The 15130-nt window shown below is 63.1% G+C and carries 15 protein-coding genes; 3 read left to right on the forward strand and 12 right to left on the reverse strand.

The window, feature by feature from the left end:
* Nucleotides 1–182: 182 nt before the first annotated feature.
* Together BJP08_RS10395 and BJP08_RS10400 are read left to right on the forward strand one after the other, a co-directional pair.
* A complete protein-coding gene (locus tag BJP08_RS10395; RefSeq protein ID WP_071569475.1) occupies nt 183–2060 on the forward strand; it encodes an AAA family ATPase in 1878 nt (625 codons plus the stop codon).
* 34 nt (nt 2061–2094) lie between these two features.
* Nucleotides 2095–2883: a MerR family transcriptional regulator gene (locus BJP08_RS10400; protein ID WP_071569476.1), complete on the forward strand. Its 789-nt coding sequence runs from the start codon at nt 2095–2097 to the stop codon at nt 2881–2883.
* 6 nt (nt 2884–2889) lie between these two features.
* Here BJP08_RS10400 and BJP08_RS10405 read toward each other — a convergent pair whose 3' ends face one another.
* The 5 genes from BJP08_RS10405 to BJP08_RS10425 all read right to left on the reverse strand — a co-directional run bounded on the left by BJP08_RS10405 (nt 2890) and on the right by BJP08_RS10425 (nt 7870).
* Nucleotides 2890–4293, reverse strand: coding sequence for a succinic semialdehyde dehydrogenase (locus BJP08_RS10405; RefSeq protein ID WP_071569477.1), 1404 nt, complete (start codon nt 4291–4293; stop codon nt 2890–2892).
* Nucleotides 4294–4303: 10 nt separating this feature from the next.
* Nucleotides 4304–4975, reverse strand: coding sequence for a TrkA family potassium uptake protein (locus tag BJP08_RS10410; protein ID WP_071569478.1), 672 nt, complete (start codon nt 4973–4975; stop codon nt 4304–4306).
* Nucleotides 4968–6305, reverse strand: coding sequence for a TrkH family potassium uptake protein (locus BJP08_RS10415; protein ID WP_255364820.1), 1338 nt, complete (start codon nt 6303–6305; stop codon nt 4968–4970). Before BJP08_RS10415 ends, BJP08_RS10410 begins: the two co-directional genes overlap by 8 nt.
* Nucleotides 6306–6344: 39 nt before the next feature.
* The gene (locus BJP08_RS10420) at nt 6345–7106 is read right to left on the reverse strand and encodes an Abi family protein (protein WP_071569479.1); all 762 of its coding nucleotides are present in this window, start codon (nt 7104–7106) and stop codon (nt 6345–6347) included.
* Between the two features lie 446 nt (nt 7107–7552).
* Complete coding sequence (locus BJP08_RS10425; protein ID WP_071569480.1) at nt 7553–7870, reverse strand: DUF4229 domain-containing protein; 318 nt, start codon at nt 7868–7870, stop codon at nt 7553–7555.
* A 44-nt stretch (nt 7871–7914) separates the two neighbouring features.
* Between BJP08_RS10425 and BJP08_RS10430 the strand changes: the two genes are divergently transcribed.
* A complete protein-coding gene (locus BJP08_RS10430; protein ID WP_071569595.1) occupies nt 7915–8169 on the forward strand; it encodes a hypothetical protein in 255 nt (84 codons plus the stop codon).
* On the opposite strand, the gene galE is transcribed toward BJP08_RS10430, so the two are convergent.
* From galE to hemL, 7 genes are read right to left on the reverse strand one after another with little or no spacing between them, the layout of a single operon-like run.
* Entirely contained in the window at nt 8166–9158 is a 993-nt protein-coding gene (gene galE, locus BJP08_RS10435) for a UDP-glucose 4-epimerase GalE (protein ID WP_071569481.1), read from the reverse strand. The two genes, BJP08_RS10430 and galE, sit on opposite strands and share 4 nt — an antisense overlap.
* Nucleotides 9158–10159, reverse strand: a complete 1002-nt coding sequence (ccsB, locus tag BJP08_RS10440) for a c-type cytochrome biogenesis protein CcsB (RefSeq protein ID WP_071569482.1) — start codon at nt 10157–10159, stop codon at nt 9158–9160. The genes galE and ccsB overlap by 1 nt, the downstream gene beginning before the upstream one ends.
* A 28-nt stretch (nt 10160–10187) precedes the next feature.
* Nucleotides 10188–11816, reverse strand: coding sequence for a cytochrome c biogenesis protein ResB (locus tag BJP08_RS10445; RefSeq protein WP_071569483.1), 1629 nt, complete (start codon nt 11814–11816; stop codon nt 10188–10190).
* A complete protein-coding gene (locus BJP08_RS11730) occupies nt 11817–12545 on the reverse strand; it encodes a cytochrome c biogenesis CcdA family protein (RefSeq protein ID WP_177221759.1) in 729 nt (242 codons plus the stop codon).
* A 51-nt stretch (nt 12546–12596) separates the two neighbouring features.
* Nucleotides 12597–13175, reverse strand: a complete 579-nt coding sequence (locus tag BJP08_RS11510) for a TlpA disulfide reductase family protein (protein WP_071569485.1) — start codon at nt 13173–13175, stop codon at nt 12597–12599.
* 14 nt (nt 13176–13189) lie between these two features.
* Nucleotides 13190–13792: a histidine phosphatase family protein gene (locus BJP08_RS10460; protein ID WP_071569486.1), complete on the reverse strand. Its 603-nt coding sequence runs from the start codon at nt 13790–13792 to the stop codon at nt 13190–13192.
* The gene (gene hemL / locus BJP08_RS10465; RefSeq protein WP_071569487.1) at nt 13793–15118 is read right to left on the reverse strand and encodes a glutamate-1-semialdehyde 2,1-aminomutase; all 1326 of its coding nucleotides are present in this window, start codon (nt 15116–15118) and stop codon (nt 13793–13795) included. It lies immediately after the preceding gene.
* Nucleotides 15119–15130: the final 12 nt, after the last annotated feature.

Here is a 15130-nt window from a genome sequence, read left to right on the forward strand (position 1 = left end):
CCCATTCATGTTTACATGGGTAAGATACTCCCGAACGCCCCGAGGCGCCTCTGCGAAAGCATGCACCCGGGGCTCTCGTGTTGGGACACCGCGAACCCCCGTTCGAACATCGCCCGCGCAATGTCGGGGCTGCATGCTTCAATGAAGTCAACAAGTGATAGTTGATGTGAAAGGTGCAGGTCATGGCGATTTCGATGCCGCAGGACTTCGAGCATGCGCTCACGTCGATGCTCAACGGCGAGAGCGTTGTGGTCGACGGCGGGCCCGGCACCGGCAAGTCCACGCTGCTGCGCGCGTTCATGGAGGTGAACGACGCGCTGCCCGATAGCCAACGCAAACGGGTGCTGCCCGTCGCGCTGCTGGGGCGCGCGGCGGACGGCATCAGCGGACTGACGATCGACTCTGCATTCAACTTCGATCCCTTCATGACGCTCGGCGATGTCCTGCCGGGCGGTTCCTGGGACATCAGCGGCGCAGAGATGCTACTTAGCTTGGTTGAGACATTGGTTATCGACGACGCCCACAACCTCAACACCGAGCTCCTGTTGATGATGAGCGTGGCCCTGCAGCGCGCGCGAAAGAGTAACGAACCGTTTGGGGGCGTACAGCTCATCGCTGCGGGAGAATTGGCTGGGTCCGACTCACCGTTGAGATCGTTGGTGCAAGAGCCAGAGCCGGATCCCGAGCGTTATGTGTTCCTCTCCTTTGACGGTGTCAGTTTTAACGTTAGCTACCACGTCGTTCGCGTTCACGCGGTGGTTGTGGAGCGTGGCCAGATCGTTGCGGACTTCGGCACGTGGCTCAACCCGATGTCTGACTTGGGGCAGTTCGGCCTCGACAACGAGGTTCCAGCGGGTGGGGTTGCTCTCGCACCGCGTCTCGAGGACTTTTGGCCACTGCTGCTGCGGCAAGCCGCGGGTGGCATTGTCGTCGGTGATCGGCTCGAGATGGCGCAGGACGCCGGCCGCTACCAGGCACGATGCCTCGACATGGAGCTTGGGGGCGGTATCGACGCCGAAGCCCTCGACATCGTTGTTGAGGGCAGCGACGTCGTCGAGCGGGCACATTCAATGGCGCTCGACTTCCTCTCGGGGGACGTCGAGATCCCCTACGTGCGGCCGGTACCCGACGCATCCGATACGCAAGAAGGCGCGCTCTTCCAGCCGTTTTGGGCGCCCGCCGCCCCACTCAAATTGGATCAGACCCGCGCGACCGACTCCGATAACGCCTGGGCAGCCTTCTCCGGCTCTGGTGTGGAAGTCGGCAACCAACACGTGCTCCAACAGACTGCCCTGCGGCTTTCTTCCTGGGGAATGTCACGCGGCGTTTGGACGAAGCGGGCCGAAGAGGAGGTGTGCAAACGCGCCATCATGACAGGGCTGACGCAGGTGTCCCTTCCGGAAGGCGAAGAGCAAACCATCGGCATTGCTGCGCTGCTCTCCCCAGGCATGAGGGTGGTGTTTACGGGCTGCCGCGAAGCCATCAGCTTTTACGACGGCGAAGAACAGCTCATCTCCGCATGCGAGTCCTGCGGGCTCATCTTCGAAAACAGTGTCTCTGAGACCACGTGCGATGTCCTCGTGGCGTGGGACCCGGCATCCATGTCGCGCAAGGCAAGAACCGCCCGGGAGCTGGGGATACCGATCATCGCGTTCGCCGATTTTGAACACTGGCATGGATACTACACGGGTGATCCCTTCCAGACCTTCCCCGCCGATATCCTCGAGAAAGGCAATCAGGTGGCGTTCCGCGGACCGATCTTCATCAACGGAATCCACGTCACCGATGGTGCGCGCATGGCGTACCTGTGCGACGAGATCGGACTCGTTTACAGTCCCGAAATGCCCATCGCGTTGTGCGACGCCCTCATCACCGACGACGTCAACGCTAGGCAGTACGACACGCCATTCATCCCAGTGGAGGCATTCGGCGCGTGGGTGAACAGGGAGTTTGCATCCAAAGGTCAGTTCTTCACCGAAGACTTCTTCTTCCCCGCCGACATCACCGCGCTGTATGGCCCGGACGAGCTGCTGGTCAAGATCGACGAGAGCAAGGCTTGACCCTGACGTAACGTCAGCCTGCACAATGACTGCTATGACCAACAACGAAGAGCTTTACACAGTCGGCGAAGTGGCCAACGCATTCGGGATCACGGTGCGAACCCTGCACCACTGGGAGCAGGCTGGCCTCATCGAACCTGTGTACCGCAGCTGGTCAAACTACAGGCTGTATACACCAGATGACCTGGAGTGTATCCAGCACATTCTGGTCTACCGGACTACCGGCATGAAACTGTCTGAAATTAAAAAAGTACTCTCCCACCCCACCTCAACACGGGAGCACCTGCGCAGGCAACGCAAACGCCTGCTTGAGGAGCGCTCGCGGATCGATGGGATGGTGGTGGCCGTCGAAAAGTTATTGGAGCAAGCAATGAATAACCACAAACCAACACTCGAAGAAATCGGCGAGATCCTCGGCGACCCGAACTACACCGAACACCAAGCCGAGGCGCAAGATGCCTACGGCGATACAGCTGGCTGGGCGCAGTACCAGGACCGCACCGATAACTGGGGCGCGAGCGACTGGGAGGACAGCAAGCAGCGTTTCGACGCCATCGATACCAAACTCGCGGACGCTGTTCGCCGCGGCGTGCCCACCGACAGCGCGGAGGCCGCCGAACTCGTCGAAGAGCACCGGAAAGCGATCGGGCAGTTCTTCGACGTCACCCCAGAGATCCAGTTTCAGATCTCGCGCGGCTACGTCGCCGATGAACGTTTCAAACGCTACTACGAAGAACGCCAGCCTGGCCTGGCGCAGTGGCTCGCCGACGCCATCGCGCACGCGACCGGACACAGCACCGAAATCGACGAGAGCAAGGCCTAGCTGCATCTAGCGCAGCAGGCGCTTGCCCAACCGCAGTGCGAGCGCCATCGCGTCCGCAACCCGCTTTCCGGCGGCAGTCCCGACCCCGCCGAGCGGCACGTAGCGCTGCGCCGCCACGGATCGCGCCTCGGTGTACTTCAGCAGGCCCTCATCGCCGTGGCGTCGCCCCACACCGGACTGCTTCCACCCGCCCATCGGCGCGTCCATCGACGCCCATGCGGCTGCGTACCCCTCGTTGATGTTCACGGTTCCTGCATGCACGTGCTCCGCGACCACGCGCGCCTCGTCCTCCGCGCCCCAAATCGAGGCATTGAGCCCATAGTCAGTGTCATTCATCTTCTCGACGCCCACCTCCGGCCCATCCACCACCTCCACAAAGACGACCGGCCCGAACACTTCCTCGCGGTACAGGTCGGCAGCCTCCGGGACGTCCACGAGGATGGTCGGCGCGTAGAACGTATCCCCGAGCTGCGGCAACGCCTCCCCACCGGCCAGGACAGTAGCTCCTTTGGTCACGGCGTCGTGGACGTAGGCGTCGACACGCGAGCGGTTCTCCGCCGAAATCAGCGAGCCAACATCATCACCCCACCCATGCCCGATACGCAGGCGTTTCGTCAATGCCACAAAGCGCGCAAGGAACTCATCTGCCACGGCGCGGTCCACGTACACCCGCTCCACGGAAATGCACAGCTGGCCGGTATTGCTGAAACACGCGTCGACGGCGCCGCGCGCCGCCACCTCCGGGTCCGCGCTGGCTAGAACCAGCAGTGGGTTCTTCCCGCCCAGCTCGGCGGAGAACCCAATCAAGCGCTCCCCGGCCTGCGCGGCAAGCTTCCTGCCGGTGGCAGTAGACCCGGTGAACATGAGGAAATCGCACCGCTTCACGATCTCCTGCCCCACCGTCCGCCCACTTCCTTCCACGACCTGGAACAGGTCGGCTGGCAACCCGGCCTGCACCAACAGCTGGTGGGCGCGCTGTGCAGTGCGCGGGGTTTGCGTATCCGGCTTCAGTACCACCGCGTTGCCCGCGATCAGCGCCGCCACTGCGTCCGACACCGCCAACGAGAGCGGGTAGTTCCACGGCGCGATCACTCCCACCACGCCTTTCGACGCCCGGTGCACCTCAGTCCGGGTCACCAGTGGCATAGCGCCCCGCACCCGGGCCGGCGCCAGCAGGGTTTTTGCACGGTACGCGTAGTGGCGGGCGGTGATCGCAACGTCCATGACCTCGTCGAACGCGTTATGTTTCGCCTTGCCGGTCTCCTGCTGGATCAGGTCCACCAGCTCGTCGCGGTGAGCAAGGATCAGGTCGTGGTAGCGGAGGAAGATGCGGCTGCGCTGGCGGAGAGGCGTCGTCGCCCAGGTGCGCTGTGCCGCGCGTGCAGTGTCGAAAGCGTGCTGTACTGACATGCAGCCCAGGTTAGCGCCCCCGTGCCGCCATTCGGCTGAACTTCTCCACCCGGCGCGAATCCCCATAGATCTGTACCTGCTCGCCAGCCTCCAAGACCATGTGCCCAAGCACCGGTTGCCAGCGGTCCTCGCGGCGCACGGCGATCACCTTCACGCCGTGCTGCTGCCACAACGCCTGCTCGTCGAGCGGGCCCGCCACGTGCGTCGGCACCACCGTGTGCACCAGCGCCGTGCCCGAGGACAACTCCACGTAGTCGAGGTTCGCCCCACGCACCAGGTGCGCCACGCGCCGCCCCATCGCCTCCTCCGGGTGCACCGCATGCGGCACCCCGATTTGGTCCAGGATGCGCCCGTGCGCGTTGCCGGAGGACTTCGCCCACAAATTCTCGACGCCGACATCCACCAACAACGAACACGTCAAAATCGACGCCTCCACGTGCGCCCCGCCAATCGCCACGACGACACCGTCGAACTCCGAAATGCCGAGCTCTTCAATAGTGGCCACGTCCGTGCAGTCCGCCTGCACCACCTTCGACAGCAGCCCGTTGTTGCGCTTCACGGCGGCCTCTTCCAGATCGACGCCGACGACGGTGGCGTCGTCAAACATGAGCTCCCTGCCCACCGCCGAGCCGAACCTACCCAGCCCAAGTACCGCATACGTGGGCGTTCCAAACTTAACCAATGATCGGCCTTTCTAGCGGGAGCAACATTTTCGACGCCGGCTCCGCAAACGCGAACGCCGTCGCCACAGTAATCGGCCCCAGCCTGCCAACAATCATCATAAAAATAATGACCAATAGCGAAGCCGCATCCAGATGCGGCGTAATACCCGTGGACAGCCCCACCGTACCGAACGCCGACAACACCTCAAACAACACCTCCGACAGGTGATACGGCGTCAACGCCAACAGGGCGAACGTCGCCGCCACCACCAGCGCGCCACTGAGCATCATCACCGTGATCGCCTGGTGCACCACCTCCACCGGGACACCTTTACCCAGCACCACTGGCTGCGAACGCCCCCGCACCACCGCCGCCACCGCCGCCACCAGCACCAACACCGTCGTGATCTTCACGCCACCCGCGGTGCCCGCCGGGCCCGCCCCCACAAACATGAACAGGTCCATCGCGAACAACGTCGGCTCGTGCATCCCACCAATATCAACCGAGTTGAACCCGCTCGTGCGGGTCTGCACCGCCTGGAACAGCCCAGCCAACACCGCATCCGACACCGGCAACCCACCCAGCGTCCGCGGGTTGTTCCACTCCATGGCGAGGATGGTGGCCGTCGAAAAGCAAAGAAGGAAGAGCGTCCCCGCGACCACCATGCGCGTATTCAACGTCCACCGGTGCAGCCGCAACACATCCCGGCGGAACTGGAACAGCACCGGGAAGCCCAAACCACCAATAATGATCGCCGCCATAACAGGCACGCAGACCCACCAATCCCCCACGAAGCCGGTCATGTTATCCGAATAAAGGGCGAACCCAGCATTGTTAAACGCCGACACCGCATGAAACGCCCCGTGCCCCACCGCGCGCGGCAACGGATACCCCACCGCCACAAACCGCGCCGTCAACGCCACCGCGACCAGCGCCTCCACCACGATGCTCACCAGCAGGACCCGCCTCAACAGCGGCGCGATCCCGCCCACCGCCGTACGACGCTCCACCGCCGAAATCACATTCGCACTCAAATTCGCCTTGCGGACCACCGCCTGACCCAGAATCGTCGCGAAGCTCATCACCCCGAACCCACCAACCTGGATCAACGCAGCGATCACCACCTTGCCGAACGTGGTCCAATACGTCGCCGTATCTACAATCGCCAAGCCGGTCACACACAGCGCAGACGTCGCAGTAAACAACGCCGGCAACAGCGGCAACCCACCCGGATTCACCGTGGAAGCCGGAAGCATCAGCAACACGGTGCCCACAAACAGGGCTACCAGGAAGCCAAACAAAATCACCGCCGCGCTATTGAGCTGGCGATGCCGAATGTCAGCAGGCACCAGCGGAACATTACGCCAGCGGGGTGCGGGTGGCAAGGGTTACAAAGCATCAAGAAAGGACGCTAGCTCTTGAAGAAGCTGTGGCGTCGATAAATGCGCAAGGAATTCAGCCAGATCTCTATCTAGCATCTGCGCTAAGTCAATACATTGCTCATAGCATTGTTCAGGGGTCAGTCTTGTTTCCGCACCTGTGATCGCAACCCCCTTTGGGGATAGAGACTCGTGGTGCGCAATACGATTTCGAATCTGGCGAACAGGAAAAACTTTCTGATAAACCCATGCGCGTTTGAGTCCATACGTCTCATAGTTCTTGTCTTGCTGCTTTGCCAACGCATTTGCGCCTGGAAACACCTTTTTCAGAGCGTCTGACGTCCAGATTTCATCATGATCTGCCCAATCAAACGGGGCATCAAGACCCGTCGAACCACCCTTATCGAGCATGTTCGTCCAAGTCCTAAACATTGAAGCAGCGACCAAGCGCCCGCCAAGAGAAGCACCTCGATCAACATTTGCGGAAGTAAATCTCGATGGCAGACTTTCCCAAGACTCAGAAATATTCTCACGTACTCTTTTATCGAACCCAATTGTCTGTGAATACCAACTATCCCCGTAGGTCTCACTCAAATAGCGGTTAATTGCATTTCTCAGAGCAACCTCGATATACGAGATATCCTGGAACATCGATGCACTCAACTGACGGTCCAGCAAATACAATTCAACAGCTCGTTCCTTACACTCCCACGTGCAATGAAGATACGGCTCGAAACGCTTTTCAGATATCCAGCTCTGTTTAAACTCCATTAAATGAATCCATCCACCCCGATTGAAACAAAGTTGTTTTTCAGATATCTTAAGGTACGTATTCCCCTCTTGCATGAAGTCACCCGTTCAGCGGACTGGCTGCGGAGGGGTTTTCTTGTCGCTGAGTAGGCACGTTTGCGTCTTTTGTCACCCCACCCGGCCTTACACCAAATTCCAGGTTTCGGGTGGGCGGGTCTAGCGTTTCCCCAGTTTGCCGACGTTGAGCAAGGGAATGTGGTGCCTAGCTTGGGGAGCGAGTGACAAAGGGCGCAATCTTGCCGATAGACTCCGGCAAAAGCCCAGGTCGCGAAAAGTCGGTTGCGTCCTTTGTCACTGGCGGGGTGGAAGCGTGCACCAAATTCCAGCATTACAAGCCGCGACCCGGGCTTTTGCGAACCCGAATCTCCAAAACCCCGGAATGTGGTGCACAGCACCCCACGAGAGAGCTAACGCTCGGCTAGCTCGGCCTCGATCCACGCCTTGCGGGCCCGGCGCTGCTCCTTCCAGTGCGCAAGGGCCTGGACGGCCTCGATGCGTTGCTTCTTGAATACCAGCATGGACAGCGGGAACGCCACAATGAGCGCCAGCAGGGCTGACATGATCAGCGGCACCGGCGCCCCAACTGCCATGGCCAGCAGTTGGATCACCACGGTCAAGACGATGAATAGGAGCAGCCGGTACAGCCCGTAGATGGCGGCGGCTTTGTTGGCGCGGCGCTTGGCGTTTGGGTCGACCTCGGGAGCTTCCTGTGGTGCTTCACTCATGGGGACTTAGCCTAACTCAAACCGGAACAAGTATGTTAGAGGGCATGGGACGCCTTCTTCTGCTCGCACTGATCATTCTTGCCGCCTACCTGATGTGGCGTGCGTTCGGCCCGGGGTCGAACGCCCGGTACGGGGTGCAGCAGCAGGAACAGCCACCGGTTATTAAGGGGCCGGATGATGATGAGGAGTTCCTGTGGGAGATCGAGAAGAATAGGTTTAAAGAACGCCGGGCCCGCGAGGAGGCGGAGCGCCGGCGTCGTGAAGAGGAGGAGCGTCGGAGGAGGCGCGGCGAGGACTAGCTGCGCGTTGCTTCCTCTGCGAGGACCTCGGGGAGTTTCTCTGCCCAGGCGAGGGAGTCGCGAACGCCCTGCTCGATGGTGAGCTCTGGGGACCAGCCGAGTACCTCGCGCGCCTTGTCAATGCGCGGCGCGCAGCCGGCCACGTCACCCTCGCGTGGTGGTGCGGTGGTGACCTCCATGTCGGAGCCGCTGGCGGCCTTGAACGCTTCGGCGAGCTCGAAGACGGTGGTGCCGGTGCCGGTGCCCAGGTTGATGACCTCGTACGGGGCGAGGTCCGCCTTCAGGGCGGCGACGTGGGCGCGGGCGAGGTCCCAGACGTGGACGTAGTCGCGCAGGCCGGAGCCGTCGCGGGTTGGCCAGTCGACGCCTGTGACCGTGAACGCCTCACCCTTCTGGTGGGCGGTGATCATCTTGCCCAGCGCGTGGGACGGCAGCGGGTTCTGCAGGCCGGTGCGCAGCTGTGGGTCGGCGCCGATCGGGTTGAAGTAGCGCAGGGCCACGGCCTGGATCTGGCCGGCGGCAGCGGCGTCGGCCATGACGCGCTCCAGCATCCACTTCGACGCGGCGTACGGGCTGGTCGGCGCGACGAGGGAGGACTCGTTCACAGTGAAGTCCTCGTCCGCCTGGTACATGGCGGCGGTGGAGCTGAGCATGACGCGCTTGACGCCGCGGTCGCGAAGGACTTGCAGCATCTTGGTTGCGCGGCCGACGTTGACGTCGTAGTACTCGAGCGGCTGCGCGACGGACTCCGGCACGATGATCTTGGCCGCGCAGTGGATGACGGCTTCGATGTCGGGGTGGTCGTCGAAAATTTTGTTGAGGAGCTCGGTGTCGGCGATGTCGCCCTCGTAGTAGTCGAAACGCTCGGCGAAGACGCGCAGGCCAGTCGAGTAGTCATCGAGGATGACCGGGGTGATGCCTGCGTCGGAGCAGCACGATGCAATTGTGGAGCCGATGTAGCCGGCCCCTCCTGTAATCAGTGTTTTCATTAGTTCAATCCTGCGTACGAGTGAAGTCCAGCAATGACAGTATTTACATAGGTCATGTTAAAGATGGTCATGGCCAAGGCAAAAACGTTGATCCACGCGGCCTTCGAGTTCTTCCAGCCGGCGGTGGCACGCGCGTGCAGGTACGCAGCGTACAGAATCCACGTGATCATGGACACGGTTTCCTTCGCGTCCCACCCCCACGGGCGACCCCAGGCGACCTCTGCCCAGATCGCGCCGAACACAATGCCGATTCCGAACAGCGGCAGCGTAATAATCGCCGTCTTGTAGGTGATCTGGTCGAGCGTCTTCGCGCTCGGCAGCGGCTTCGCAATCGCGCCGAAGAACCCGTGCTCCTCGCCGCGCGGCTGCCACATGCGCAGCAAGTACAGCAGCGCAAAGATGCCCGACACAATACCTATCGACGCCCCCACCGACACCGACGAAACGTGCACCGGCAGCCAGTAGGACTGCAACGCCGGTACCACCGGCGCCACGTGCATGTGGAACACGGTGGAGTTGAGGAACATCGCGATCGCCATCGGGGCGAGCAGCCACGGCCAGATGGTGTGCCAGTTCTTGCGCTGCACCACGATCGCGGCTGCGACCATCACGACGGCCGTCATCGCCAGGATGTACTCGTACAGGTTGCCGAGCGGGAAGCGCTTCGCCGCCAACCCGCGCGTAATAAAGGACGCCACGTGCAGCACGATGCCGAACCAGATCAGCGCCTGCGTCATGTTCGCCCACTTGCGGGCGCCGGCGACGCGGCGGTCGTATTCTGCCTGGTCGAAGGAGTCGGAGGGGGCGTCGATAAGCTCGGAGCCGCCCCCGGCCCCCACAGCGACTTTTTGATCCATGCGGGTGCGCTCGCGGCGCATGTCGAGCACACCGAACATGCGCCCGTAGTAGATACAGGACATGATCAGCGCAGCCAGATACAGGATGAACGCGGTGCGGAACGTGAGGTCTGAAAGGTCCGCCATCGTGGAATCGACAAGCATGGGGAACAATCTACCGCGTCACCGCAGGTTAGCCAAGGTCATCAACCTCGAAGGAGGGGTTCTCCTCCTCCGAAACGCCCAGGATTTCCTCCGCGATTTCATCGAACTCGGCGCCCCACCCGGCGCGGTCCGTACGGGCCAGGCCGGCGAGCTCCACGTGGGTACCGGTTGCTGTCGGGGTTAGGCGGATCCACAGGCGGCGGCGCTTGATGGTCAGCGAACCTGCCAGCGCGGCCAGCATGAGCACCGAGGTGGCAAGCATCCAGCCCTGGGTCGGGTCGTGGGAGATTTGGTAGTTGGCGTACTCGGCGGCGCCGTCGAAACGCACGCGGATGCCGCCCTCAAGGGTGGTTTCCTCCCCCGGCACCAGGTTGACGCGCTCCACCTTCTGCAGGCGCCCTTCAGCGATGAGGTTCTGGTCAAGCACAAAGATGTTCTGCGGGCGGCCGGTGTCCAGGCCGGCGTCGCCGACATAGATGTCCACCGCCATCGCCGGGTCCTGCATCGCCGGGAAGCCAGACTGCAGCATGTCGCCGTTCACGCCGGTCCACTGGGCGGTCGGCGCGAAGTTGCCCTCGATGGCGATCTGGTGCTGGCGGCGCTCGGTGAGGTCCGGGTACATGCCGGCCGGTGGGTCGAAGCGCATCACGCCGGCGGACAGGAAGTTTTGCACGTCCGTGGGCCGAAACTGCACCATCTGGGTGCGGGTCTCCCCGTTCGGCCACGTGATGGTCACCTGCGGGGCGAAGCCGTGGCCTTGCAGGTAGACGCGGTTGCCGTCCACGCGCAGCGGGTGGTTGACCTGCAGCGTGAAGTCCTCCCACTGCTCGCGCGGGGCGCTCACGTCCGGGGTGTAGGCCACGTCCGACCAGAACCCGTTCGCCTGCCCAGTGTTGAGGTATTCGGCGCGGAAGTTCTTCGACTCGATGCAGAACGGGTGCAGGCCGGTGCCGTCGAAGAGCGGGCCGGCGCGGAAGACGTCGAAGTTCGCCGGCGACGTATTACAGAACTGTCGCGGCTGTTCCACCGGCACCGCGTACTGCGACTCGGACTCGGTCACCATGATGACCTGGCCCTCGTAGAACACCATGCGGCCAGCCGCGAACGCCACAATCATGCCGACCAGCCCAATGTGGAACAGCAGGTTCATCAGCTCGCGAGAGTAGCCACGCTCCGCAGAGATCGAGAACACCCCGGCGCGGTCTTCCTCCGGCTGGTAGGAGGCCACGTGCCACCTGCGCAGCACTGTGCGCGCCTTCGCCTCCAGCTCGTCCTTCGGCGTATCGACGTCCCCCTCCGCATGCAGCGGCATCCTGGACAAGTACTTCGGCGCCCTCGTCGGCGTGGCCCGGTACGCACGCCAGTGGTCAATCGAGCGCGGAATGATGCACCCGACCAGCGACACCATCAGCAGCGTCACGATGGCGACGAACCAGGTGGAATCGAAGACGTCGAAAAGCTGGAGCTTGTCGTAGATGGGCCCCATGGTTGGGTTGGCGCGCAGGTAGTCATCCACCAGCGTCGCGGAGACCGTGCGCTGCGGCAGCAGCGCGCCCGGGATGGAGGCCAGGGAGAGCAGGAACAACAGCAGCAGCGCGGTGCGCATACTGGTCAGCCAGTGCCACGACCTGCGTAGCCACGTCCATGCAGTGCTCATTTAAATCACCGTTGCTCCATATCCGACGACGAGCTGGCGCGTCCAGCCGATAAACACGTTCCAGGCCCCCGTGAGCAGCAGCAGGCCGACGATGACCATCGCTACCCCGCCGATCACCTGGATGGTGCGCGAGTGCTTCCGCAGCACCTCGATACTACGCACCGCTTTCGCCGAGCCAAGCGCCACCAACAGAAACGGCAGCCCCAGCCCGAGGCAGTACGCGATGACCAGCAGCACGCCGCGCGCCGCCGTCATGCCCGCCGTGCCCACGGAGACGGAGACGATCGCGGCGAGCGTCGGCCCCAAGCAGGGCGTCCACCCGAGGGCGAACACCCCGCCGAGCAGCGGTGCGCCCAGCAGCGTGGTCCACTTCTTCGGTCGCAGCCGCGTGTCGTTTTGCAGCGCCGGCACCCAGCCGGCGAACACCAGACCCATCACAATCGTGACCACGCCACCCGCACGCATGAGGGTCTCAGCGTTCAGGGCCACCGCGCTCACCGCGCCGAAGACGGTCACGGTGGCCAGCAGAAACACCACGGTGAACCCGAGGATGAACAGCCCAGCCGCGCCCGCGACGGCCCAGCGGCGCCGCGTCACAGATACCCCGTGTTCGTCCACGTTGAGCTCACCGCCCACGATGCCCGTCAGGTACGACATGTAGCCCGGCACCAGCGGCACCACGCACGGCGAGGCAAAGGACGCCAACCCGGCCAGTGCCGCCGCCAGCATCCCCAGCAGCAGCGGCCCCTGGGAGACCAGCTCCGATAACGCCTCCCCCACTTAGGCCTCCGCCTCCTGGTGCAGCGAGTTTGCCAGGTCAATGATCTCCTGCGCGGTGACCTCCCGCAGGAACACCGCCGCCGGGCGGTGCTGGGTGTCCAGCACGATAGTTGTCGGGATCACGGAGCTGGGAACGCCGCCCAGGAACGCGGCGGTCTTAAACGGCGGGTCGTACAAGGAGGGGTAGGTCACCCCGTTGTCCTTCATGAAATCGCGCGCAATGTCCGCGTTGTGGTCCCGCACATTAATACCGAGCACGGTGCCGAAACCCTCGATGGCCTCCTGGACCTCCTGGAGGTCGTCAACCTCCGCGCGGCACGGCGCGCACCACTGGCCCCACGCGTTGAGCACCACGACCTGGTTATCAAAGTCAGACAGTGCGATCGTCTCTCCTGGCTCCATGAGGGACTCGCCGGAAAAGTCCGGCAGCGGCTTACGCTCCTCCTGCGGGTAGAACAGTTCCACCTGCCCGCCCGGCGAGTGGAACGCGAAGGACCCGCCGTTGTCGCTGGCGCTCGAGCACCCGCTCAGCAGCACTGCTGCGGCAACGAATGGGACAAGGCTGCGGCGCACGGTCATAGGGTCCTTCCAGGTTAGATCGCGGATGCGGGAGTTGAGTATGACCAGTCAACAACAACGTCGTCGTCGAACACAAGTGACGTCACGCTGGCCAGCTCGCAGCGACGACTCGCGTGCGCGAAGGGCTTGCCCTGCACGTAGCGCTGCACCGTCACGATCGGTAACTGGTGGCTCACCATGACCGCCTCGTGCCCTTCGGCGCGCTGGCGGGCGTCCTCAATCGCGACGTCCATGCGGGCGAAGATGTCCTCGTAGGACTCGCCCCAGCTCGGCTCCCAGGGCTTGAACATGTGGCGCCACCGGACCGGGTTCCACAGTTGGGAGCGCCACCCCTTGGTGCGCAGTCCCTCGAAGGTGTTGCCGGCCTCCAGGATCTCCTCCCGCGTATCAATCTCCAACCCGGTGACCTCCGCAATCGGCTGCGCGGTCTCCTGCGCGCGCAGCAGCGGGCTAGCCGCCAGGTAGGTGACGTCGCGGCCTTCGAAAAACTTCGAGGTCGCAGCCGCCATCGAGTAGCCGCGGGAGCTCAAGTGGTAGCCCGGCAGGCGCCCGTAGAGAATCTTCTTCGGGTTGAACACTTCACCGTGGCGCACCAGGTGGACAACAGTTCGCGTCATTTACTGGCCCTCCGGGGTCGCGGCGACTGCGGCCTTCGCAGCCGGGACGAGCGCGGCCTCGATGGTGGCGAAGTCGTCGTCGGTCAGCGCCGTAGAGACGAACCAGGTCTCGAACGGGCTCGGGGACGCGTGCACACCGTGGTCCAGCAGCGCGTGGAAGAACGGCGCGTAGCGGAACGTCTCCGCCGCCTTCATGTCGTCGAAATTGTGGCCCTCGCCCTCAGCGAAGCGCACCGACAGCATCGTCGACGCGCGCTGGATGTGGTGCGCCACGCCCTCGCGCGTCAGCGCCGAGCTGACCAAATCTTCCAGCCTGTCCGCGTTGCGGTGCAGCACCGGGTAAATATCCTCGCTGGCCAGGCGCAACGACGCCATGCCCGCAGCCATCGCCACCGGGTTCCCCGACAGGGTGCCCGCCTGGTACACCGGCCCGTTCGGCGCAAGCTTCTCCATTACTTCTCGACGTCCACCAAAGGCCGCCGCCGGCAACCCACCCGAGATGACCTTGCCGAAGGTCGTCAGGTCACCCGCAACACCGTCGACCCCGTACCAGCCGGAGTAGGAGGTGCGGAAGCCCGTCATCACCTCGTCCAGGATGAGCAGGGCGCCGTTGGCGTGGCAGACCTCCTTCAGCTTCGCGTTGAAGTTGTCCTGCGGCGCCACCGTGCCCATGTTGCCGGCGGCCGCCTCCGCAATCACGGCGGCGATCTGGCCCTCGTTTTCCGCGAACGCGCGCTTCACAGCCTCAATGTCGTTGTACGGCACCACGATCGTGTCCGCCGCCTGTGCGCCGGTGACCCCCGGCGAATCCGGCAGCGAGAACGTCGCAATGCCGGAGCCTGCCGACGCCAACAGTGCATCCACATGGCCGTGGTAGCAGCCATCAAACTTAATAATCTTCGGACGCTGCGTGTACCCGCGCGCCAAACGCACCGCCGACATCGTCGCCTCAGTACCCGAGTTGACCATGCGCACCTCCTCCACCGAGGTGCGCTGCGTGATCATCTCCGCGATCTCCACCTCGGCCTCAGTCGGCGCACCGAAGCTCAACCCGTTCACCAACGCCTTCTCGACGGCCTCCAGGATCGCCGGGTGCGCATTGCCATGGATCATCGGACCCCACGAGTTGACCAGGTCGACGTAGGAATTGCCGTCGACATCTATGAGCTTGCTGCCGGACGCCTTCTCAATAAAGCGCGTCTGCCCACCCACCGAGCCAAACGCGCGCACCGGCGAGTTCACCCCACCCGGCGTGACCCGCTGAGCACGCGCAAACAACTCAGCAGAACGAGCAGTATTTTCTGAAGTCAGGTTCGTCTTCGTCATAGTTGCCTATCC

The organism is Corynebacterium sp. NML140438 (genome assembly GCF_001875725.1).
Classification (GTDB): Bacteria; Actinomycetota; Actinomycetes; order Mycobacteriales; family Mycobacteriaceae; genus Corynebacterium.

What these genes read in the sequence shown, in the direction of transcription:
- BJP08_RS10395 (WP_071569475.1), top strand. Translation starts at nt 183, where the DNA reads ATGGCGATTTCGATGCCGCAGGACTTCGAGCATGCGCTCACGTCGATG.
- BJP08_RS10400 (WP_071569476.1), top strand. Translation starts at nt 2,095, where the DNA reads ATGACCAACAACGAAGAGCTTTACACAGTCGGCGAAGTGGCCAACGCA.
- BJP08_RS10405 (WP_071569477.1), bottom strand. Translation starts at nt 4,293, where the DNA reads ATGTCAGTACAGCACGCTTTCGACACTGCACGCGCGGCACAGCGCACC.
- BJP08_RS10420 (WP_071569479.1), bottom strand. Translation starts at nt 7,106, where the DNA reads ATGGAGTTTAAACAGAGCTGGATATCTGAAAAGCGTTTCGAGCCGTAT.
- BJP08_RS10425 (WP_071569480.1), bottom strand. Translation starts at nt 7,870, where the DNA reads ATGAGTGAAGCACCACAGGAAGCTCCCGAGGTCGACCCAAACGCCAAG.
- BJP08_RS10430 (WP_071569595.1), top strand. Translation starts at nt 7,915, where the DNA reads ATGGGACGCCTTCTTCTGCTCGCACTGATCATTCTTGCCGCCTACCTG.
- galE (WP_071569481.1), bottom strand. Translation starts at nt 9,158, where the DNA reads ATGAAAACACTGATTACAGGAGGGGCCGGCTACATCGGCTCCACAATT.
- ccsB (WP_071569482.1), bottom strand. Translation starts at nt 10,159, where the DNA reads ATGCTTGTCGATTCCACGATGGCGGACCTTTCAGACCTCACGTTCCGC.
- BJP08_RS10445 (WP_071569483.1), bottom strand. Translation starts at nt 11,816, where the DNA reads ATGAGCACTGCATGGACGTGGCTACGCAGGTCGTGGCACTGGCTGACC.
- BJP08_RS11730 (WP_177221759.1), bottom strand. Translation starts at nt 12,545, where the DNA reads ATGCTGGCGGCGGCACTGGCCGGGTTGGCGTCCTTTGCCTCGCCGTGC.
- BJP08_RS11510 (WP_071569485.1), bottom strand. Translation starts at nt 13,175, where the DNA reads ATGACCGTGCGCCGCAGCCTTGTCCCATTCGTTGCCGCAGCAGTGCTG.
- BJP08_RS10460 (WP_071569486.1), bottom strand. Translation starts at nt 13,792, where the DNA reads ATGACGCGAACTGTTGTCCACCTGGTGCGCCACGGTGAAGTGTTCAAC.
- hemL (WP_071569487.1), bottom strand. Translation starts at nt 15,118, where the DNA reads ATGACGAAGACGAACCTGACTTCAGAAAATACTGCTCGTTCTGCTGAG.